At 66.2% G+C, this 20,367-nt stretch carries 18 protein-coding genes; 11 read left to right on the top strand and 7 right to left on the bottom strand.

Annotated elements, in window-relative coordinates:
* Nucleotides 1-187: 187 nt before the first annotated feature.
* The 7 genes from rpe to LDO54_RS28335 all read left to right on the top strand — a co-directional run bounded on the left by rpe (nucleotide 188) and on the right by LDO54_RS28335 (nucleotide 6,715).
* Entirely contained in the window at nucleotides 188-880 is a 693-nt protein-coding gene (rpe, locus tag LDO54_RS28365; protein ID WP_224014271.1) for a ribulose-phosphate 3-epimerase, read from the top strand.
* Nucleotides 877-1,593: a phosphoglycolate phosphatase gene (locus LDO54_RS28360; protein ID WP_224014269.1), complete on the top strand. Its 717-nt coding sequence runs from the start codon at nucleotides 877-879 to the stop codon at nucleotides 1,591-1,593. The genes rpe and LDO54_RS28360 overlap by 4 nt, the downstream gene beginning before the upstream one ends.
* A 486-nt stretch (nucleotides 1,594-2,079) precedes the next feature.
* Nucleotides 2,080-3,573, top strand: a complete 1,494-nt coding sequence (gene trpE / locus LDO54_RS28355; protein ID WP_224014267.1) for an anthranilate synthase component I — start codon at nucleotides 2,080-2,082, stop codon at nucleotides 3,571-3,573.
* A 13-nt stretch (nucleotides 3,574-3,586) separates the two neighbouring features.
* Nucleotides 3,587-4,162, top strand: coding sequence for an aminodeoxychorismate/anthranilate synthase component II (locus tag LDO54_RS28350; RefSeq protein ID WP_224014265.1), 576 nt, complete (start codon nucleotides 3,587-3,589; stop codon nucleotides 4,160-4,162).
* Between the two features lie 16 nt (nucleotides 4,163-4,178).
* Complete coding sequence (trpD, locus tag LDO54_RS28345; RefSeq protein ID WP_224014263.1) at nucleotides 4,179-5,213, top strand: anthranilate phosphoribosyltransferase; 1,035 nt, start codon at nucleotides 4,179-4,181, stop codon at nucleotides 5,211-5,213.
* 68 nt (nucleotides 5,214-5,281) lie between these two features.
* A complete protein-coding gene (gene trpC / locus LDO54_RS28340) occupies nucleotides 5,282-6,067 on the top strand; it encodes an indole-3-glycerol phosphate synthase TrpC (RefSeq protein ID WP_224014261.1) in 786 nt (261 codons plus the stop codon).
* Nucleotides 6,068-6,079: 12 nt separating this feature from the next.
* Nucleotides 6,080-6,715, top strand: a complete 636-nt coding sequence (locus tag LDO54_RS28335) for a CYTH domain-containing protein (protein ID WP_224014259.1) — start codon at nucleotides 6,080-6,082, stop codon at nucleotides 6,713-6,715.
* A gap of 3 nt (nucleotides 6,716-6,718) precedes the next feature.
* Here the strand turns inward: LDO54_RS28335 and LDO54_RS28330 are convergent, their stop codons facing one another.
* Nucleotides 6,719-7,213 carry a methyltransferase domain-containing protein gene (locus LDO54_RS28330; RefSeq protein WP_224014257.1) on the bottom strand — a complete coding sequence of 165 codons (495 nt, stop codon included), beginning with the start codon at nucleotides 7,211-7,213 and terminating at the stop codon, nucleotides 6,719-6,721.
* Nucleotides 7,214-7,389: 176 nt separating this feature from the next.
* On the opposite strand from LDO54_RS28330, the gene LDO54_RS28325 reads away from it, so the two are divergent.
* Nucleotides 7,390-8,400, top strand: coding sequence for a uracil-DNA glycosylase (locus LDO54_RS28325; protein ID WP_224014256.1), 1,011 nt, complete (start codon nucleotides 7,390-7,392; stop codon nucleotides 8,398-8,400).
* A 129-nt stretch (nucleotides 8,401-8,529) separates the two neighbouring features.
* Here the strand turns inward: LDO54_RS28325 and LDO54_RS28320 are convergent, their stop codons facing one another.
* From LDO54_RS28320 to LDO54_RS28305, 4 genes are all read right to left on the bottom strand, one after another.
* Nucleotides 8,530-9,126 (bottom strand): FMN-dependent NADH-azoreductase, encoded by a 597-nt coding sequence (locus LDO54_RS28320; RefSeq protein WP_224014254.1) that lies wholly within the window; start codon nucleotides 9,124-9,126, stop codon nucleotides 8,530-8,532.
* 210 nt (nucleotides 9,127-9,336) lie between these two features.
* Entirely contained in the window at nucleotides 9,337-11,127 is a 1,791-nt protein-coding gene (locus tag LDO54_RS28315; RefSeq protein ID WP_224014252.1) for a M61 family metallopeptidase, read from the bottom strand.
* Nucleotides 11,128-11,295: 168 nt separating this feature from the next.
* Entirely contained in the window at nucleotides 11,296-12,027 is a 732-nt protein-coding gene (locus tag LDO54_RS28310; protein ID WP_224014251.1) for a DsbC family protein, read from the bottom strand.
* 215 nt (nucleotides 12,028-12,242) lie between these two features.
* Complete coding sequence (locus LDO54_RS28305) at nucleotides 12,243-13,415, bottom strand: UbiH/UbiF family hydroxylase (RefSeq protein WP_224014249.1); 1,173 nt, start codon at nucleotides 13,413-13,415, stop codon at nucleotides 12,243-12,245.
* A 407-nt stretch (nucleotides 13,416-13,822) separates the two neighbouring features.
* Between LDO54_RS28305 and ychF the strand changes: the two genes are divergently transcribed.
* From ychF to LDO54_RS28290, 3 genes are all read left to right on the top strand, one after another.
* A complete protein-coding gene (gene ychF / locus LDO54_RS28300; RefSeq protein ID WP_224014247.1) occupies nucleotides 13,823-14,917 on the top strand; it encodes a redox-regulated ATPase YchF in 1,095 nt (364 codons plus the stop codon).
* A gap of 275 nt (nucleotides 14,918-15,192) precedes the next feature.
* Nucleotides 15,193-16,857, top strand: coding sequence for an energy-dependent translational throttle protein EttA (gene ettA / locus LDO54_RS28295; RefSeq protein WP_224014239.1), 1,665 nt, complete (start codon nucleotides 15,193-15,195; stop codon nucleotides 16,855-16,857).
* A 299-nt stretch (nucleotides 16,858-17,156) separates the two neighbouring features.
* Nucleotides 17,157-18,344, top strand: a complete 1,188-nt coding sequence (locus LDO54_RS28290) for a DUF748 domain-containing protein (protein WP_224014237.1) — start codon at nucleotides 17,157-17,159, stop codon at nucleotides 18,342-18,344.
* Nucleotides 18,345-18,383: 39 nt separating this feature from the next.
* On the opposite strand, the gene LDO54_RS28285 is transcribed toward LDO54_RS28290, so the two are convergent.
* Nucleotides 18,384-19,007: an HAD family hydrolase gene (locus LDO54_RS28285; protein WP_224014286.1), complete on the bottom strand. Its 624-nt coding sequence runs from the start codon at nucleotides 19,005-19,007 to the stop codon at nucleotides 18,384-18,386.
* Between the two features lie 72 nt (nucleotides 19,008-19,079).
* A partial coding sequence (locus tag LDO54_RS28280; RefSeq protein ID WP_224014235.1) for an aminopeptidase family protein P occupies nucleotides 19,080-20,367 on the bottom strand: 1,288 nt, incomplete at its 5' end.

The following is a 20,367-nucleotide window of genomic DNA, read 5'->3' as shown; positions in this document are numbered from 1 at the left end:
CGTCCGCGCGCCGCCGTCGCGGCGGACCGCGCGAAATTGCATTCTGCTTGATGCGGCAGGCACCCGCAACCGCCGTGGACCGCCGCGAGCGCGTCCTGGCCGAATGGCCAACGTGCGTCCCGCAGGCGTGCGCCCTGCCGCGCTGACGCTAAAATACGGTTTTTACGTCTAATTTCCGCTTACCGCCATGACGCAATTCCGCATTGCCCCCAGTATCCTGTCCGCCGACTTCTCGCGTCTTGGCGAGGAAGTCCGCAACGTCGTCGCGGCCGGCGCCGACTGGATCCACTTCGACGTAATGGACAACCATTACGTGCCGAACCTCACCATCGGCCCGCTGGTCTGCGAGGCGATCCGCCCGCACGTGGACGTGCCCATCGACGTGCATCTGATGGTGCGCCCGGTCGACCGCATCGTGCCCGACTTCGCCAAGGCCGGCGCGAACCTCATCAGCTTTCACCCGGAAGGCTCGGACCATATCGACCGCACGCTGTCGCTGATCCGCGACCACGGCTGCAAGGCCGGTCTCGTCTTCAACCCGGCCACGCCGCTGAACTACCTCGACCACGTGATGGACAAGGTCGACCTCGTGCTGATCATGTCGGTGAACCCGGGCTTCGGCGGCCAGTCGTTCATTCCCGAGGCACTGAACAAGCTGCGCGAGGCGCGCGCGAAGATCGACGCGTACACGGCGCGCACCGGCCGCGAGATCCATCTGGAAGTGGACGGCGGCGTGAAGGTCGACAACATCGCCGAAATCGCGGCGGCGGGCGCGGACGCCTTCGTGGCCGGCTCGGCCATCTTCGGCAAGCCCGACTACAAGGCCGTGATCGACCAGATGCGCGCGCAGCTCGCCACCGTGAAGGCCGGCGCGCAATGAGCGCCGACTTCAAGGCCGTCAAATTCACCGCGCCGCGCATCGAGGCGGCGCTGATCGACCTCGACGGCACCATGGTCGATACCGCCGACGACTTCGCCGCGGGCCTGAACGGCATGCTCGCGCAGTTCGACGCCGAGGAAACCACGCGCGAAGAGGTCATGGGCTACGTGGGCAAAGGCTCGGAGCATCTGATCAAGAGCGTGCTGGCCCCGCGTTTTCCCGCCGACGACGCCCAGGCGCGTTTCGACGAGGCGCTCGCGATCTATCAGGACGAGTACGCGAAGATCAACGGCCGCCACACGCATCTGTACCCGGACGTGGAAGTGGGCCTCGCCGCGCTGCGCGCCCAGGGCATCAAGCTCGCCTGCGTGACGAACAAGCCGCACCGCTTCGCCGTCGAGCTGCTTCAGCAGTACGGCCTCTCGCCATACTTCGAGGTCGTGCTGGGCGGCGACAGCCTGCCGAAGAAAAAACCCGACCCGCTGCCCATGCTCACGGCGTGCGAGCAGCTCGGCGTGAATCCGGCGTCGGCGGTGGCCATCGGCGATTCGGAGAACGATGCGATCGCGGGCCGCGCGGCCGGCATGGCCACGCTCACGGTGCCTTACGGCTACAACCACGGCCAGCCTGTACAAAAAATTGAGTCGGATGGTATAGTTGCCACGCTGCTCGACGCCGCCAAGGCGGTCGCAGCACACAATGATCTGACTTAAGTTCTCAACTGAACGTCAACGACCCTCATGTTTCTGAATAAAAAACGGAGTCTGAGCAGCATCGACCGGGGAGCCTGGCCCTGGCGTCGCTGGTCGCGCTAACCTCACTCGAGGTTCGCTGAAGTCGCGCGCTTGTCTCAAGTTCGCTTCCCCTTCAGCTCCGTTTTTTACTTCGCTGCGCTCTCGCGCGTGTCTCGTCTCTAAACTGTTGCGGTCAACCGTCGGCTGGTCTTGCCGTGGGCTGTCGCGATCCTTGCATGTCGATTCGTCGCGTGCCGGGCCGCCAGCGCCTACGTCTCGCTTCCGCCTCCGATCGTCCGCACGCCGGCCCGGCAGACGCCTTGTGCGTCCGTGGGCCGCACGAGCGAGCGCCAGCGGCCAACTAGCACTCAAAACAGACGCCTTCGCGTTCACCGCGCGCCCCCTTTTGAGCCGCACTGGGCCCGCACCCCACGCCGCGACCGGCAGCACGAACAGGATCGGAACATGACCGAACTCGAATTCCAGTCTCTCGCCAACGAGGGCTACAACCGCATCCCGCTGATCGCCGAAGCACTCGCCGATCTGGAAACGCCGCTTTCGCTGTACCTGAAGCTCGCGCAGCCCGAGCGCGGCGGCGCCAACTCCTTTCTGCTCGAATCCGTCGTCGGCGGCGAGCGGTTCGGGCGCTACTCGTTCATCGGCCTGCCCGCGCGCTCGCTGCTGCGTGTGAGCAACGGCATCTCGGAAGTCGTGCGCGACGGCCAGGTGATCGAAACCCACGACGGCGACCCGCTCGAATTCATCGCGCAGTACCAGTCGCGCTTCAAGGTCGCGCAGCGCCCCGGCCTGCCGCGCTTCTGCGGCGGCCTCGCCGGCTACTTCGGCTACGACGCGGTGCGCTACATCGAGAAGAAGCTCGCCGACACCTGCCCGCCCGACGATCTCGGCCTGCCCGACATCCAGCTGCTGCTCGCCGAGGAAGTCGCGGTGATCGACAATCTCGCGGGCAAGCTCTATCTGATCGTCTACGCCGATCCGCAAACGCCCGAGGCCTACACGAAGGCCAAGCTGCGCCTGCGCGAACTCAAGCAGCGCCTGCGCACGACGGTGCAGCCGCCGGTCACGAGCGCGAGCGTGCGCACCGAAACGTTCCGCGAGTTCAAGAAGGACGATTACCTCGCGGCCGTGCGCAAGGCCAAGGAATACATCGCCGCGGGCGAACTGATGCAGGTGCAGGTCGGCCAGCGCCTGACCAAGCCGTATCGCGACAATCCGCTCTCGCTCTATCGCGCGCTGCGTTCGCTGAACCCGTCGCCGTACATGTACTACTACAACTTCGGCGAATTCCACGTGGTGGGCGCGTCGCCGGAAATTCTGGTGCGTCAGGAGCAGCGCGGCGAGGACCGCATCGTGACGATCCGTCCGCTCGCGGGCACGCGTCCGCGCGGCAACACGCCCGAGCGCGACGCCGAACTCGCGACCGAGCTGCTCAACGACCCGAAGGAAATCGCCGAGCACGTCATGCTGATCGACCTCGCGCGCAACGACGTGGGCCGCATCGCGGAAATCGGCTCGGTGTCCGTGACCGACCAGATGATCATCGAAAAGTACTCGCACGTGCAGCACATCGTGAGTTCGGTGGAAGGCAAGCTCAAGCCCGGCGTGAGCAACTTCGACGTGCTGCGCGCGACCTTCCCGGCCGGCACGCTCTCGGGTGCGCCGAAGGTGCGCGCGATGGAACTCATCGACGAACTCGAACCGGTGAAGCGCGGCCTCTACGGCGGCGCGGTCGGCTACCTCTCGTTCAACGGCGAGATGGATCTGGCGATCACGATCCGCACGGGCGTCATCCACAACGGCAATCTGTATGTGCAGGCTGCGGCCGGCGTGGTCGCCGATTCGGTGCCCGAGTCGGAATGGCAAGAAACGGAAAACAAGGCGCGCGCCGTGCTGCGCGCCGCCGAGCAGGTGCAGGACGGCCTCGACAGCGACTTCTGAGCGGAGAAAGACCATGTTGCTCATGATCGACAACTACGATTCGTTTACCTACAACATCGTCCAGTACTTCGGCGAACTCGGCGAAGACGTGCGCACGTATCGCAACGACGAAATCACCATCGACGAGATCAAGGCGCTCAACCCGAAGCGCATCTGCCTTTCGCCGGGACCGAGCAATCCGCAGCACGCGGGCATCACGCTCGCCGTGCTGAGCGAGTTCGCGGGCAAGACGCCGATTCTCGGCGTGTGCCTCGGCCATCAGGCTATCGGCGAGGCGTTCGGCGGCCGCGTCGTGCGCGCGAAAACCATCATGCACGGCAAGGTCAGCCAGATCGAAACCGACTGCAAGGGCGTGTTCGCCGATCTGCCGAAGCACTTCAACGTCACGCGCTATCACTCGCTCGCGATCGAGCGCGAGTCGCTGCCCGATTGCCTCGAAGTGACCGCGTGGACCGAGGACGGCGAAATCATGGGCGTGCGTCACCGCGAACTCGCGGTCGAAGGCGTGCAGTTCCATCCCGAATCGATCCTCTCGGAGCACGGCCACGCGCTGTTCGAGAATTTCCTGAAGCAGACCCACAGCGCTTGATACGGAGGCGAGCACCATGTCCATTACCCCGCAGGAAGCGCTGCAACGCACGATCGAGCACCGCGAGATTTTTCACGACGAGATGCTCCATCTCATGCGCATGATCATGCGCGGCGAGCTCTCGCCCGTGCTCTCGGCGGCCATCATCACGGGCCTGCGCGTCAAGAAGGAAACCATCGGCGAGATCGCGGCGGCCGCGACCGTGATGCGCGAGTTCGCGAATCACGTCGAAGTGAAGGACAACTCGAACTTCATCGACATCGTCGGCACCGGCGGCGACGGCTCGCACACGTTCAACATCTCCACGGCGTCGATGTTCGTCGTCGCGGCGGCGGGCGCGAAGGTCGCGAAGCACGGCAATCGCGGCGTGTCGAGCAAGTCGGGCAGCGCGGACGTGCTCGAAGCGCTCGGCGTGAACATCGACCTGCAACCGGACCAGGTGGCCGCGTCGATCGCCGAAACGGGCATGGGCTTCATGTTCGCGCCCAACCATCATCCGGCGATGAAAAACATCGCCGCCGTGCGCCGCGAACTGGGCGTGCGCACCATCTTCAACATCCTCGGCCCGCTCACGAATCCGGCCGGCGCGCCCAATCAGCTGATGGGCGTGTTCCACCCGGACCTCGTCGGCATTCAGGTGCGCGTGATGCAGCGCCTCGGCGCGAAGCACGTGCTTGTGGTGTACGGCAAGGACGGCATGGACGAGGTCTCGCTCGGCGCGGCCACGCTGGTCGGCGAGCTGAAGGACGGCGAGATTCGCGAGTACGAAATCCACCCCGAAGACTTCGGCCTGCAGATGGTCTCGAACCGCTCGCTCAAGGTCGAAAACGCCGACGAGTCGAAGGCGATGCTGCTCGGCGCGCTCGCGAACGAACCGGGCACGGCGCGCGAAATCGTCACGCTGAACGCGGGCACCGCGCTCTACTCGGCCAACGTCACGAACTCGATCGCCGACGGCATCGCGCTGGCGCGCGAAACGCTCGCCAGCGGCCGCGCGCGCGCCAAAGTCGACGAACTGGTACGCTTCACGCAACAGTTCAAGCGTGCGTGACCTGCGTAGTTGACACGCTGATTAACACGCTGATCCCGCACCGTTTTTAGCCGAATTTTGTTGAAACCATGAGCGACATCCTCGAAAAAATCATCGCCGTGAAGCGCGAAGAAGTGCGCGCCGCGGAACAGAGCGCACCGCTCGAAGAACTGCGTCTCGCGGCAAGCTCGCGCGATCTGCGCGACTTCGTCGGCGCGCTGCGCGCGAAACACGAGAACGGCCAGGCGGCCGTGATCGCCGAAGTGAAGAAGGCCAGCCCGTCTAAAGGCGTGCTGCGCGAAAACTTCGATCCCGCCGAGATCGCGCGCTCGTATGCCGGTCACGGCGCCGCGTGCCTGTCCGTGCTCACCGACGTGCAGTTCTTCCAGGGCAGCGTCCCGTATCTGCAAGCCGCGCGCGCCGCGTGCGACCTGCCGGTGCTGCGCAAGGACTTCATCGTCGATCCGTACCAGATCGTCGAAGCGCGCGCGATGGGCGCCGACGCGATCCTGCTGATCGCCGCCGCGCTCGAACCGGGCCAGATGCGCGACCTCGAAGCGCTCGCGCATTCGCTCGGTCTCGCGGTGCTCGTCGAAGTGCACGACCGCGCGGAACTCGATCACGCGCTCACGCTGAAGACGCCGCTCATCGGCATCAACAACCGCAATCTGCGCACCTTCGAAACCACGCTGCAAACCACCATCGGCATGCTCGACGACGTGCCCGAAGACCGCATCGTCGTGACGGAATCGGGCATTCTTTCGCGCGCCGATGTCGAGAAGATGCGCGAGCTGTCCGTGCATAGCTTCCTCGTCGGCGAGGCGTTCATGCGCGCGGAACAGCCGGGCGCGGAACTCGCGCGCATGTTCTTCTGAGCGCGTAGCGACATGGGTATCGAACGCGAAATCAAGCTCGCGCTGCCGCAGGACCAGGTCGATGCGGCGCTGCGTTTCTTCGAGGCGCGCGCGGGCGCGCCGGGTCATCCGATCCGGCTCGAAAACATCTACTTCGACACGCCGCAGCTCACGCTCGCGCGCGCGAAAAGCGCGCTGCGACTGCGCCGCGCGCCCGAAGGCTGGCTGCAGACATTCAAGACGGTGGGCGTGTCGCAGAACGGTCTGCACGCGCGTCACGAGTGGGAAATGCCGGTCGCGGGCGAAGCGCTCGAGATCGACAGGCTGCTGCACGAGTGCGACGAATCGGGCGTCTCGACGGCGCTGTCCGGCGCCGCTTCGGCGCTCATTCCGCTCTTTCGCACCGATTTCACGCGCACGCTGTGGACGCTCGACGTCGACGGCGCGCAGGTGGAAGCGGCCGTCGATCAGGGCGAAATCACGGCCGATGTGAACGGCGAGGCGCGCAGCACGCCGATCTGCGAAATCGAGCTCGAACTGAAGGCCGCAAAGGACGATGGCGAAGCCGCGCTGCGCGCGCTCGCCGCCGAACTCGCGCAAGCGCTGCCGGGTCTCGCGCCGGACGACATCAGCAAGGCGCAGCGCGGCTACCAGCTGCGCGAAGGCTGAAGCTCAGGCCAACTCGACCTTGCGCATCCGCGAGAGCAGATGCGGGCCGTGCCACTGCTGCTCGATGATCTCGAATGCGCCGGTGAAGCCGTACATGTCGGCCCACCGGTGCTTGTCGTCGAAGTAAAGCGGGAACGTTTCTTCGGTGATGAAGTTCACGTGCGTCGGGTCGCGAAACGTGGATGCGTGCGGATAGGCCGGTGTCAGCGAAAGAAACTGCCCGCCGACTTTCAGCACGCGCCAGATCTCGTTCATCAGTTCGACAAAGCAGTTGCGGCGCTGCGGCGCGTAGAGCAGCCGTGGCACGTGCTCGATGAAATCGAACGCCGTGACGAAATCGAACATCCCGGATTCGAACGGAATCGGCTCGATCACGAGGTCGGCGGAGACGATGTTCGGCCCCAGATTGCGAACGTCGACCCCGTAGAGCTCGTTCGCATTGAACGGATTCTTCGGATTCGGGCCGCAGCCTAAATCGAGTGTCTTGGTGTTGCTCACGTCAGCCTCTGTCGATGTCAGTTAGTACGCACGGGACTATAGGGCGCGCTCAAAAACACCCATATCAAAAATCCCCGGACTGAATCGTCGATGCCCCGTTCGCCGCACCTCGAAGCGCACCGGATCGCGCCGCACTGCATTGAATCCCCGCGCGATTGCTGCGACACTTGCCGCCCATGACTCCCACAAAACGCACGACGCGCCTCGCGCAGCCGGTGCAGACTTCGCTTTTCGACGACGAAGCGCCCGACGCCGCGCAGGCCACGCTCGACGAACCGGCGCAGCCCGAGGTCGATCCGCGTCAGATCACGATTTTCTCGCTGTTCGACGCCGACGAATTCCCGGCGCCCGCACTCGCGAACCCGATTCCGGCGCACGCGGCGCAAGCCGCGCTTGCGAGCGCCGCTGCGCCTGACACCCACGCATCCGACACCCAGCTAGCCATCGCCATGTCCCAGGTTTCCGACACGCCGCGCCTCGAAGACCAGTTCGCCGCCCTGCCCGACGCCTGGCGCGACCTGCTCACGCCGTTCACCGCGAGCGACGCCTACGCGCCGCTGTGCCGTTTCGTCGACGACGAGCGCGCCGCCGGCAAGACCGTCTATCCCGCCGATGTGTTCCGCGCGCTGCGCCTCACCTCGCCCGACGACGTGAAAGTGGTGATCCTCGGCCAGGACCCGTATCACGGCGACGACCGCGGCACGCCGCAGGCGCACGGTCTCGCGTTTTCGGTGCCGCCGGGCGTGCGTCCGCCGCCGTCACTGCGCAACATGTTCAAGGAAATCGCGGCGAGTCTCGGCATCGACGCGCCCGCGCACGGCTGTCTCGACGCCTGGGCGCGTCAGGGCGTGCTGCTGCTCAACACCGTGCTGACGGTCGAGCGCGCGAACGCCGCGAGCCACGCGAAACGCGGCTGGGAACGCTGCACCGACACGCTGATCCACGAACTGGCCACGCGCCACAAGCATCTCGTGTTCATGCTGTGGGGCGCGCACGCGCAGAACAAGCGCGCGCTGCTCGGCAACGGCGAGCATTGCGTGCTGGAAGCGCCGCATCCGTCGCCGCTGTCGGCGCATCGCGGCTTTCTGGGCTGCGGGCACTTCGTGCAGGCCAACGCGTATTTGCAGGCGCACGACCGCGCGCCGATCGAATGGCGTCTGCCCGAGGTCGGCGAAGTGCTCGCCTGATCTGCGAATCCAGCGGATCTGCGGATTCACTGATCCGCACACCGCCCGCGCCCCAAGAAGCGCGCGCACAAGAAAAAACGCCACGAAATCGCTTTCGTGGCGTTTTGCTTTGCAGCGCAGGAATCGGGCTTACGCAGCCGCGATGGCCTCGCGTGCGCTCGCGAGTGCGGCGCTGGCTGCGTCCGGGCCCATGTTCAGGCCTTCAGCGTAGATGAAGCTGACGTCGGTCATGCCGAGGAAGCCGAGGAACGACTTCAGGTACGGCGTCTGGCTGTCGTGCGGGGTGCCTTGGTACTTGCCGCCGCGTGCCGAAACCACGAACACCTTCTTGCCCTTCACGAGACCTTCGGGGCCGTTCGCCGTGTACTGGAACGTGATGCCGGCGCGGGCGATCCAGTCGAAGTACGTCTTCAGTTGCGACGAGATGCCGAAGTTGTACAGTGGTGCGCCGATCACGACGATGTCCGCGGCTTGCAGTTCGGCGATCAGCGCTTCGCTGCGCGCGGCGATCGCTTGTTGTTCCGGCGAACGCTGGTCGGCGGGCGTGAAGAACGCGCCGAGCACGGCGTCGTCGAGGTGCGGCAGCGGGTCGGCTTGCAGGTTGCGCGTGACGACCTTCGCACCGGCGTTCGACTGTTGCAGCTTCTCCGTCAGTTCGTTGACGAGCAGCGTCGACTGGGCGCCTTGCGAACGGGCGGCGGAATTGATTTGCAGGATCGTGGTCATGGTGGCTCCTTCGGGTCTGTTTGCGCAACGTTGCGCGAGTGAAGGCATTGTGTTTTTTTGCCGCCTCGCGAAAAAGACCCCCGCCGATGACGGATTGTTGCAACGGTAGAACAATCCCCGGGATAAAAAAACGGCCGGATCGGTGAGATCCAGCCGTTCTCGCCGACGCCCGCTGCCAACCCGCGCGCGTCGATGCCCATCCAGTCAGCCTCAGACCGCCAGCCAGCGCTCGCGCAAGGCACGCGGCGCGGGCCGCTTGTCGGTGACGCTGAGCTTGTAGCGCGCGACATCGGGCTGATCGAGGGTCAGACGCGCGACGCGCAGTTCGTCGCGGCGGAACGCGTGGATCTCGACCTTCGCGCCCGGCTGATAGCGCGCGAGCAGGCCGTCGAGGTTCGAGCCGGTCACGCGCAGGCCGTCGAGCGCCACCAGCGTGTCGCCGGCCGAGAGACCGGCCTTCTGCGCCGCGCCGCCCTCGTAGACGACCGCCAGCGTGGCCTCCGCGCCGCCGCGCAGGCGCGCGCCCAGCGACGGCTTCGCGCCGCGCTCCGGCTCGCCTTCGAGCTTCACGCCGAACGGTTCGAGCAGCGCCGCGAGCGGCAGATCGCGCGTGCCGCGCACCGCGTCGCTAAAGAGCGCGCCCAGTTCCACGCCGGTCGCCTCGGCGATCAGCGCCTCGACGTCGTCCTCGCCCACGCCCACCGGCTTGCCGCGATAGAAGTCGCGGCCGTAACGCTGCCACAGCAGGCGCATCACGTCGTCGAGCGACTTGCGACCGCTGGTTTCGGCGCGGATCGTCAGATCGAACGCGAGCGCGACGAGCGAGCCCTTCGTGTAGTAGCTGACGATGGCGTTGGCCGCGTTTTCGTCCTGGCGGTAGTACTTCACCCACGCGTCGAAGGAGCTTTCGGCGACGCTCTGCTTCAGACGCCCCGCGCCGCGCAGCACGCCGGCGACCGTCTTGCCGACGAGGCCGAAGTAATCGTCGGCGGAAATCAGGCCGCTGCGCACGAGGATCAGATCGTCGTAGTACGAGGTGAAGCCTTCGAACAGCCAGAGCAGCGACGTGTAGTCCTCGCGCGTGAAGTCGTACGGCACGAACGCGGCGGGCTTGATGCGCTTCACGTTCCAGGTGTGGAAGTACTCGTGGCTGCACAGGCCGAGATAGGTGCGATAACCGTCCGACGTCTCGGCCTTGCCCTTCACGGGCAGATCGGTGCGGTTGCAGATCAGCGCCGTCGAGGCGCGGTGTTCGAGGCCGCCGTAGCCGTCGCTGACCGCCTGCGTCATGAACACGTAGCGCTCCATCGGCGCGCGCTTCGTGCGCGGCTCGAACAGCGCGATCTGCGCCTCGCAGATCTTCTGCAGATCGGCGGCGAGGCGCTCCATGTCGAGCGCCACCACGCGCCCGGCGAACACGATGTCGTGCGGCACGCCGTGCGCCTTGAAGCTCGCGAGCGTGAAGTCGCCGAGCGTCACCGGATGGTCGATCAGCTCGTCGTAGTTCATGGCCGCGTACTCGCCGAAGCCGTAGCGCTTGGTGCCGCGCGTCTCGGTGAGCGCCGTGGCGACGCGCCAGTGACGGTACGCGTGGCCGTCCGGGCGCTGGATATCGACGATGTGCTGCGCCTCTTCATGGCCGAGCGCCGCGAGAAACACGCTCGTGCCGTTGAAGAAGCCCGCCGTGTCGTCCAGATGCGCGGCGCGCACCGAGAGATCCCACGCGTAGACCTCGTAGCGCAGCGTGAGCGCGCCCTTCACCGGCGCGGCCTGCCACGTGTGCTTGTCGGTCTTGCTCACGCGCACCTTGCGGCCCGCGTCGTTAACGGCGCGCAGCGTGACGATGTTGCGCGCGAACTCGCGCACCATGTAGCTGCCCGGAACCCACACGGGCAGCATGAAGCGCTGGCCGTCCGGCGCGGGATCGTCGACGGTGAGCGTCACTTCGAACAGATGCGCGGCGGGGTTCTTCGGGACGATGGTGTATCGGATCGGCTTCATCGGCGGGATCGGTGGTGTTCGGTTCAGCGGGTTCGGCGGGGTTCGCGGACAGCGGCGGCGGCGCGTTCGTGGCGGATCGCGTCGCGCGCGTCGATAGAACTCTGCAGCAAAAAGACGGCGGACAAAAAAGCACCGGCCGCAAAGGCGGCCGGCGTATCGGGTTTCGCGTCAGCGAGCGGCGCTCAAGGCGCTTTCGAGCCGGTCCGCGCTGACCGCGCCCGGCAGGCGGGTGCCATCGGCGAGGATCACGGTGGGCGTGCCGGTCACGTTCATCTTCGCGCCCAGCTGGAGATTGCTGTCGATCGCGGCGGTGTTGCAGGTGCCGGCGGCCGTGGGCGCCTTGCGGTCCACCATCCACGATTCCCACGCCTTCGCGCGGTCCGACGAACACCAGATCTGCTTGGCCTTCTGCGTGGAATCCGGGGACAGCACCGGATACAGGAAGGTGTAGACCGTCACGTTGTCGACCGACTTCAGCGTGGTTTCGAGCTGATGGCAGTACGGGCAGTTCGGGTCGGAGAACACGGCGATCTTGCGCTTGCCGTCGCCCTTCACGACCTTCACCGCGTTTTCGAGCGGCAGCTTCGAGAAGTCGATCTTGTTGATTTCGGCGAGGCGCGATTCGGTGAGATTGCGGTGCGCCTTGGCGTCGATGAGGTCACCGGTCAGCACGTAGTCGCCGTTGGCGTCGCTGTAGACGATCTGCGAGCCGAGGTTCACCTCGTAGAGGCCCGCGACCGGCGCCTTGGTGATGCCCTTGATGTCGCCGCTGTCGATGCCGAGGCGCGACTGCAGCGCCGTCTTGATCTTGTCCGTGGTCTGGTCGGCCTGCGCCGAGCAGACGAGCACCGAAGCGACCGTCGCGAGGGCGAGCGCGGCAATGCGAATACGCTTTTGCATGTGAAGCATTCCTGATTCGGGCGCGCGGCGCGATGCGAAGCGTCGCGCGCGAAACGTTGCGGATGGGTTCGCGGCGAACCCGTTGGCGAAGCGGCGTCGCGGAACGTCCCGATTCTTCGCCGCTGACTCAAACATCCATTCTAAGCTGCCTCGCGGCGCGGTACCGGAAATGTCCCGCGCGTGCGTGCGTGCCCAGACGGAAGCCAGTCGGGAATTCAGCCGAGCGCCGACGCCACGAGCCAGCGCTTGACGAGCGGCTGCGCGCCGACAAACGCCATGCCGGTGTTGCGCACGGCGCGCGCGAGCGTGCCGGGCACGGCGAAGATACGCTGCAGACCGTCGGTGGCCACGACGAGCTTCTGGATGTCTTCGCGGCGGCCGCGTTCGTAGCGGCGCAGCAGAACCGTGTCGCCGAGATCGCGGAACGCTTCCTTCTGCGTGACGACATCGACGAGCGCGGCCACGTCGCGCAGCCCGAGATTGACGCCCTGCCCGGCGAGCGGGTGGATCAGATGCGCGGCGTCGCCGACCAGCGCGACGCGCGGCGCGATCAGCTTGTCGACCGTTTGCAGCGAGAGCGGGAAGCCGCGCGCGGGCGTGACGCATTCGAGCGCGCCGTGCTGGCGCTGCGTGACGCGCTCCACTTCGGCGGCGAGCTGCTCCGGTTCGAGCTTGAGCAGTTCGTCGGCGTGATCCGTCTGCGCCGACCAGACGAGCGACACGTGCTGATCGGGCAGCGGCAGCAACGCGATGATCTCGCCGTCGCGGAACCATTGATACGCGCATTCGCCGTGCGGTTTTTCCGCGCGGAAATTGGCGACCACGCCGGTTTGCCGATAGTCGCGGCGCTCGACCTTCGCGCCGATCTGCGCGCGCACCCACGAATGCGCGCCGTCCGCGCCGATCGCCAGATCGGCCTCGATCGTGCGGCCGTTCGCGAGGCCGACCACGGCGGCGCCGGGATTGACGTCGAGCGTTTGCGCGCGCGAGTCGATCCACGTGAGATTGGGCTGGAAATGCAGCGCGGAGTCCATCGCGCGCTCGATCAGCGACGACTCGGCGATCCACGCGAGCTGCGACACCGACGCCTGATACGCCGAGAAGTGCAGTTCCGCGGCGGCGTCGCCGAACACGCGCATGTCGTAGACGGGCGTGAGCCGCGTGGCGTCCGCCGCCTGCCAGACCCGCAGCCGCTCGAACAGCGCCTGCGAGCTGCGCGAAAAGGCGTAGACGCGCGCGTCGAACACGGCGCCGGGCGGCAGCGGCGCGCAAGGCTGCGCGAGCAGCGCCACGCGCAGGCCGTTCTGGGTCAGCGCCAGCGCCGCCGCCTTGCCGACGAGCCCGCCGCCGATCACGGCGACGTCAAAGGTCTGGTTGCTTGCAGTCATCCGCGCATTATAGCCGCGGGCCCTTGTGAGACAGGGCCGGATGGACGCGATGTTGCGGTGCGGCAAGCGGGTGCGGCGGCGCGCGGGGCGGCACATCGGCGACGCATCGGCGACGCATCGGCCGACATTCGATGCGCCGATTCCGGTCGAGCCGCGCGCCGTTTCGCGGCATGCGCGGCATGCCCGCCGATAGCGCCCTTTTCCGCGCCCCGCCATTGCGGCGCACCGCTCACCAAAGCCGCGCGCGGACAAGGTTACAATTACGGTTTTCGTGACTTCGCGTCACGCCCCCGACGTGCATTCCGGGCCGTCCCCGGCTCGCCTCCAGGCGAGCGCCGGCACTGCCAGGCAGCGGACGCCCGAGCCCGGCGCGCCGCACGTCGCCACCCTGACATGCAGAGATTTCCATGAGCCTCAAATGCGGCATCGTCGGCTTGCCTAACGTCGGCAAGTCCACCCTCTTCAACGCGCTGACCAAGGCAGGCATCGCCGCCGAGAACTATCCGTTCTGCACGATCGAGCCGAACGTCGGCGTCGTGGAAGTGCCGGATCCGCGCCTGAAGGCGCTCTCTGAGATCGTCAAACCCGAGCGCGTCGTGCCGGCCGTGGTCGAGTTCGTCGACATCGCGGGCCTGGTCGCAGGCGCGAGCAAGGGTGAAGGCCTGGGCAACCAGTTCCTCGCCAACATCCGCGAAACCGATGCGATCACGCACGTCGTGCGCTGCTTCGAAGACGAAAACGTGATCCACGTCGCGGGCAAGGTCGATCCGCTCGCCGACATCGAAGTCATCAACACCGAACTGGCGCTCGCCGACCTCGCCACCGTCGAGAAGTCGCTCACGCGCTACTCGAAGGCCGCCAAGTCGGGCAACGACAAGGAAGCCGCGAAGCTCGTCGCCGTGCTCGAAAAAGCGCGCGCGCAGCTCGACCAGGCCAAGCCCGTGCGCGCGCTCGACCTGAACGAAGACGAGCTGGCGCTCCTCAAGCCGTTCTGCCTGATCACCGCGAAGAAGACGATGTACGTCGCGAACGTGAAGGACGACGGCTTCGAGAACAACCCGTACCTCGACGCCGTGCGCAAGCACGCCGAAGCCGAAGGTGCGCCGGTCGTGGCCGTGTGCGCCGCGATCGAAGCCGAAATCGCCGACCTCGACGACGAAGACAAGGCCGCGTTCCTCGCCGACATGGGCATGCAGGAGCCGGGCCTCGACCGCGTGATCCGCGCGGGCTTCCGTCTGCTCGGCCTGCAAACGTACTTCACGGCAGGCGTGAAGGAAGTGCGCGCGTGGACGATCCATGTCGGCGACACGGCACCGCAAGCCGCCGGCGCGATCCACACCGACTTCGAGCGCGGCTTCATCCGCGCGCAGACCATCGCGTTCGACGACTACATCCAGTACAAGGGCGAAACCGGCGCGAAGGAAGCCGGCAAGATGCGCGCCGAAGGCAAGGAATATGTCGTGCACGACGGCGACGTGATGAACTTCCTGTTTAACGTGTAAGCGCAACATCCAGGCGCAACGTCTAAGCAACGTTCGCCGGAAGCGCCGAAAATGCCCGCTTGCAAGCGGGCTTTTTTACGGGCGACGATGCGCCGGGCCGATTGTCGCCCTCCGCGGCCGCCCATCTCTCCCGCACCGCCCGCGCCCCGTACAATAGCGGTTTGCGCATCCCGCCCGATGGCGATCATCGCGCGGTCTGCACGCGGCTCGCGCTGCGTTTCAAGACAGAATTCCGCCCCTTTTTCTCCCGTTTTTCAGACTCCAAAGACACTCTCATGGCCCAATACGTCTTCACCATGAACCGGGTCGGCAAGATCGTGCCGCCCAAACGCCAGATCCTGAAGGACATTTCGCTGTCGTTCTTCCCGGGCGCGAAGATCGGTCTGCTCGGCCTGAACGGTTCGGGCAAGTCCACGCTCATCAAGATCATGGCCGGCGTCGACAAGGACATCGAAGGCGAAGCCACGCCGATGCCCAACCTGAACATCGGCTATCTGCCGCAGGAACCGCAGCTCGACCCGGAAAAGACCGTGCGCGAAGCCGTCGAGGAAGGTCTGGGCGAAGTGTTCGGCGCGCAGAAGAAGCTCGACGAAATCTACGCCGCCTACGCCGAGCCGGACGCCGACTTCGACGCGCTGGCCGCCGAACAGGCCAAGTACGAAGCGATCCTCGCCACGACCGACGGCAGCGCCGAACAGCAGATCGAAATCGCCGCCGACGCCCTGCGTCTGCCGGCCTGGGACGCGAAGATCGGCAATCTCTCGGGCGGTGAAAAGCGCCGCGTCGCGCTGTGCAAGCTGCTGCTCGAAAAGCCCGACATGCTGCTGCTCGACGAACCGACCAACCACCTGGACGCCGAATCGGTCGAGTGGCTCGAACAGTTCCTCACGCGCTTCCCGGGCACCGTCGTCGCCGTGACCCACGATCGCTACTTCCTCGATAACGCCGCCGAGTGGATTCTCGAACTCGACCGCGGCCACGGCATTCCCTGGAAGGGCAACTACTCCAGCTGGCTCGACCAGAAGGAAGAGCGCCTGAAGCAGGAAGAAGCGACGGAATCGGCGCGCCAGAAGGCCATCAAGAAGGAACTGGAGTGGGTGCGCCAGAACCCGAAGGGCCGTCAGGCGAAGTCGAAGGCGCGTATCGCGCGCTTCGAGGAACTGTCGAGCACCGATTACCAGAAGCGCAACGAAACGCAGGAAATCTTCATTCCGGCGGGCGAGCGTCTGGGCAACGAAGTCATCGAGTTCAAGAACGTCAGCAAGTCATACGGCGATCGTCTGCTGATCGACGACCTGAGCTTCAAGATTCCGGCGGGCGCGATCGTCGGCATCATCGGGCCGAACGGCGCCGGCAAGTCGACGCTGTTCCGCATGCTCACGGGCAAGGAGCAGCCGGATTCGGGCGAAATCGTGCAAGGCCCGACGGTCAAGCTCGCCTACGTCGACCAGAGCCGCGACGCGCTGGCCGCCAGCAAGACCGTGTTCGAGGAAATCTCGGGCGGCGCCGACGTGCTGACGGTGGGCAAGTACGAAACGCCGTCGCGCGCGTACATCGGCCGCTTCAACTTCAAGGGCGGCGACCAGCAGAAGATCGTCGGCAATCTGTCGGGCGGTGAACGCGGCCGTCTGCATCTGGCCAAGACGCTGATCTCGGGCGGCAACGTCCTGCTGCTGGACGAACCGTCGAACGACCTCGACGTCGAAACGCTGCGCGCGCTCGAAGACGCCCTGCTCGAATTCGCGGGCTCGGTGATGGTGATCTCGCACGATCGCTGGTTCCTCGACCGTATCGCCACGCACATCCTGGCGTTCGAAGGCGACTCGCAAGTCACGTTCTTCGACGGCAACTATCAGGAATACGAGGCCGACAAGATCAAGCGTCTGGGCGAGGAAGCCGCGCGTCCGAAGCGTCTGCGCTACAAGCCGATCTCGCGTTGATTGCGCTGATTGCGCTGATTGCGTTGAACTCCCCCATCGCGCGCCGCCGCTGAGCGGCGCAGCGAACGACGGCGGCCTGCGGGCCGCCGTTTTTTTTGCGCACACGAGTTGCGCATGATCCGCACACGATCCGCGTGATTACCCACGCGGCACCGCCACGCGCGGCATGCCGGTTGCTGGGAACGCGCTACGCTACTGCCTTTGCGCATTGCCGCGCAGTCCTGCGCTGCTGCATGCCCTGCTGCATGCCCTGCTGCACGCTCTGTCTCACGCCCTTTCGTTGCCGCAAGGTGCCCCGCATGTCGACGCCGAATCGTCCGCGCGCTGTTTTCCGCATCGTCCTGATCGCGGCGATCGTCGTTGCGGTGCTCGTGCTCGGCGCGCTCGGCGGCCTCTATGCGTTGCAGCGCGAGGCGAAATCGCGCATCGAGGCGGCGCTCGCGCCCGTCGGCACGGCGTCGCGCATCCACGTCGCGTTCACGCTCGATTCGGTCGAACTCGACGACGTGCGCCTCAAGCCGCCGCCCGACTGGCCCACCGCCGACACGCTGCACGCGCGCCGCATCACCATCACGCCCGATCTGCGCGCGCTGCTCGCGCATCGCGTGCATATCCGCGACGTCACGGTCAGCGACTTCACGATGACGGTCCTGCGCCGCCAGAACGGCACGATCCAGATCCTGCCGAATCTGCGCAAGGAAATGGCCGCTGCCGAGCCGCCGGAATCGGGCGGTTCGGACACCGCACTTTCGGACAAAACCCAGCTTCCCGCCGACAAGTTGATCGACCACATCGGTTTCGAGAACGGCGTGTTCGACTTCTACGACCGCTCGGTGGGCAATCCGCCGTGGCGCGTGACGGTCAGCGATGCGCAGGCGTCGGTCGATCACGTGCATCTGCCCGCGCTCGCCGAGCCGACGCGCATCTCCGTGACCGGCGCGCTCAAAGGCCCGCAGCACACGGGTCGCGTGAGCTTCGGCGGCTGGGTCCGCATCGCGAACAAGGACTCGCAGACGCGCACGACGCTGCGCGACGTCGACATCACGATGCTCGATCCGTATCTGCTGAAAAAGGCGGGGCCGAAGGCGAACGTCACGGGCGGCACGCTCGACCTCGACCTGAACGCGACGGTGAGCGCCTACCGCATCCACGCGCCCGGCACGATCACGCTGCATCAGCTGCAACTGGCCGAAAGCAGCGACCCGCTCGACACCTTTCTCTCGATTCCGACGCGCGCCGCCGTGGCCGCGCTCAAGACGCGCAAGGGCAATATCCGGCTGCGCTTCGTGCTCGACGGCAATCTGCACGATCCGAAATTCCGCCTCGACGAAAGCCTGATGACCGAGTTGCGAGCGGGTTTCGCGCAGGCGCTCGGCGTGAGCGCGCAAGGCGTGGCGCAGGGTGCGGGGCAGACCGCGAAGGGCATCGCCGACGCGCTGCGCAGCCTGCTGCAACCGGCCACGCCCGCGTCGGCGGCGTCGAAATAAGCGAAGGAAAGCGCGAGGACCGCGCGAGAAAACCGCGCCTCAGACCGGCAGGCCGAGCGCGCGCAACTGCGCGTCGGTCTGCGCGTTGCTCGTGTGATGCACGCCGTGCCAGCCGAGCGCCGTGGCGGCTTGCACGTTGTGCGCGTTGTCGTCGATGAAGACGATTTCGGCGGGCTGCACGCCCGGCAATTGCGCCTCGATACGGCGGAACATCTCGTGGAAGATCGCCGGATCGGGCTTCACGAGCTTCACGCGCCCCGAGACCACCACGTCGCGGCAGCGCCGCAGAATGCCGAAGCGCTCCCACGCCCACGGAAAGGTCTCGGCGGACCAGTTCGTGAGACCGAAGATCGGCACGTCGGCCGCCTCCAGACGCTCGAACGTGGCGACGCCGCCTTCGAGCAGGCCGCCGATCATCTCGTGCCAGCGCTCGTAGAACGCGCGGATCAGCGCTTCGTGCTCGGGGAAGCGTCCGACCAGTTCCTCGGTGCCGACGGCGATGGGCTCGCCGCCGTCCTGGCGCACCACCCAGTCCGTCGCGCAGACATGGGTGAGAAACCAGCGGCGCTCGCCGTCGTCGGGAATCAGCTTGCGATAGAGATACTCAGGACTCCAGTCGACCAGCACGCCACCGAAGTCGAACACCACTGCCTTGATCGCCATGCTCGCCATGCGTCTGCGCTCCGTTGATTTGCCGCACTGCTCCGCGAACGTCAAAGCGCGGCGTAAGAGAGATCAGATCGGCTGCGTGCGTTTTTCGAGCCACGCGAGCGCGTCGCCGCTCACGTGCGGCGACACGCGCACGCGCACCGTCTGGTGGTACGCATTGAGCCACACGCGCTCGTCCTCGCGCAACAGCGCCAGATCAATGCAGCGCGTGTCGATCGGGCAGAGCGTGAGCGTCTCGAATTTCAGGAAATCGCCGAATTCGGTTTTTTCAGCGGGCTGATTCAGCACCAGATTTTCGATGCGCACACCCCACTTGCCCGGACGATAGATGCCCGGCTCGACCGACGTGATCATGCCCTCTTCCATCGCCGTCCACGCTTCGGCGGGCGCGTAGTGCGAGATGACCTGCGGGCCTTCGTGCACGTTCAGGAAGTAGCCCACGCCGTGACCGGTGCCGTGGCCGTAGTCGGCGCCCGCTTCCCAGATCGGCGCGCGCGCGAGCGCGTCGAGCATCGGCGAGCGGATGCCGCGCGGAAACTGCGCGCGCGACAGCGCCATCATGCCCTTGAGCACGAGCGTGAAATCGCGCTTCTGTTCGGCGCTCGGCGTGCCCACCGGCACGACGCGCGTAATGTCGGTCGTGCCGTCGAGATACTGGCCGCCCGAATCGATCAGCAGCAGGCCGTCGCCTTCGATCACCGCGTGCGATTCGGCGCTCGCGCGATAGTGCGGCATCGCGCCGTTCGCGTTGAAACCGGCGATCGTGCCGAACGACAGCGAGACGAAACCCGGACGGCGTTTGCGCGCGGCCGTCAGCTGTTCGTCGATGGTGAGTTCGGTGATCTTTTCGCGGCCCTGCGCCGCTTCGAACCACGCGAAGAATTCGGCGAGCGCCGCGCCGTCCTGCTCCATCGTCGCGCGCACGTGTTCGGCTTCGGCGGCGGTCTTGCGCGACTTGAAGAAGGTGCTCGGATTGACCGACTCCACGAGCTTCACGGCCTTCGCGACCGCTTGCAGCAGGCCGTAAGTCACGCGGCGCGGATCGACCAGCAGCGCCGCTTCGGCGGGCAGCGCGGCGAGCGCTTTCGCGGCGTCGGCGTAAGGCGCGACGCGCACCGTGTCGCGCGCGAGCGATTGCGCGAGATCGGCGCTCACCTTGCCGTCGGCGACGAACAGCGTGGCGTCGTCCGGGCCGATCAGCGCGTGCGCGACGAACACCGGGTTATAGCTCACGTCGGCGCCGCGCAGGTTGAAGATCCACGCGAGGTCGTCGAGCGTCGAGACGAAGTGCCACTGCGCGCCCTTCTCCGCCATCGCGCGGCGCACCTGCTCGAGCTTGCCCGCGCGCGGCGTG

This window comes from Paraburkholderia tropica (assembly GCF_914484835.1).
GTDB lineage: Bacteria > Pseudomonadota > Gammaproteobacteria > Burkholderiales > Burkholderiaceae > Paraburkholderia > Paraburkholderia tropica_A.
This window is presented reverse-complemented; position numbering and strand designations above follow the sequence as displayed.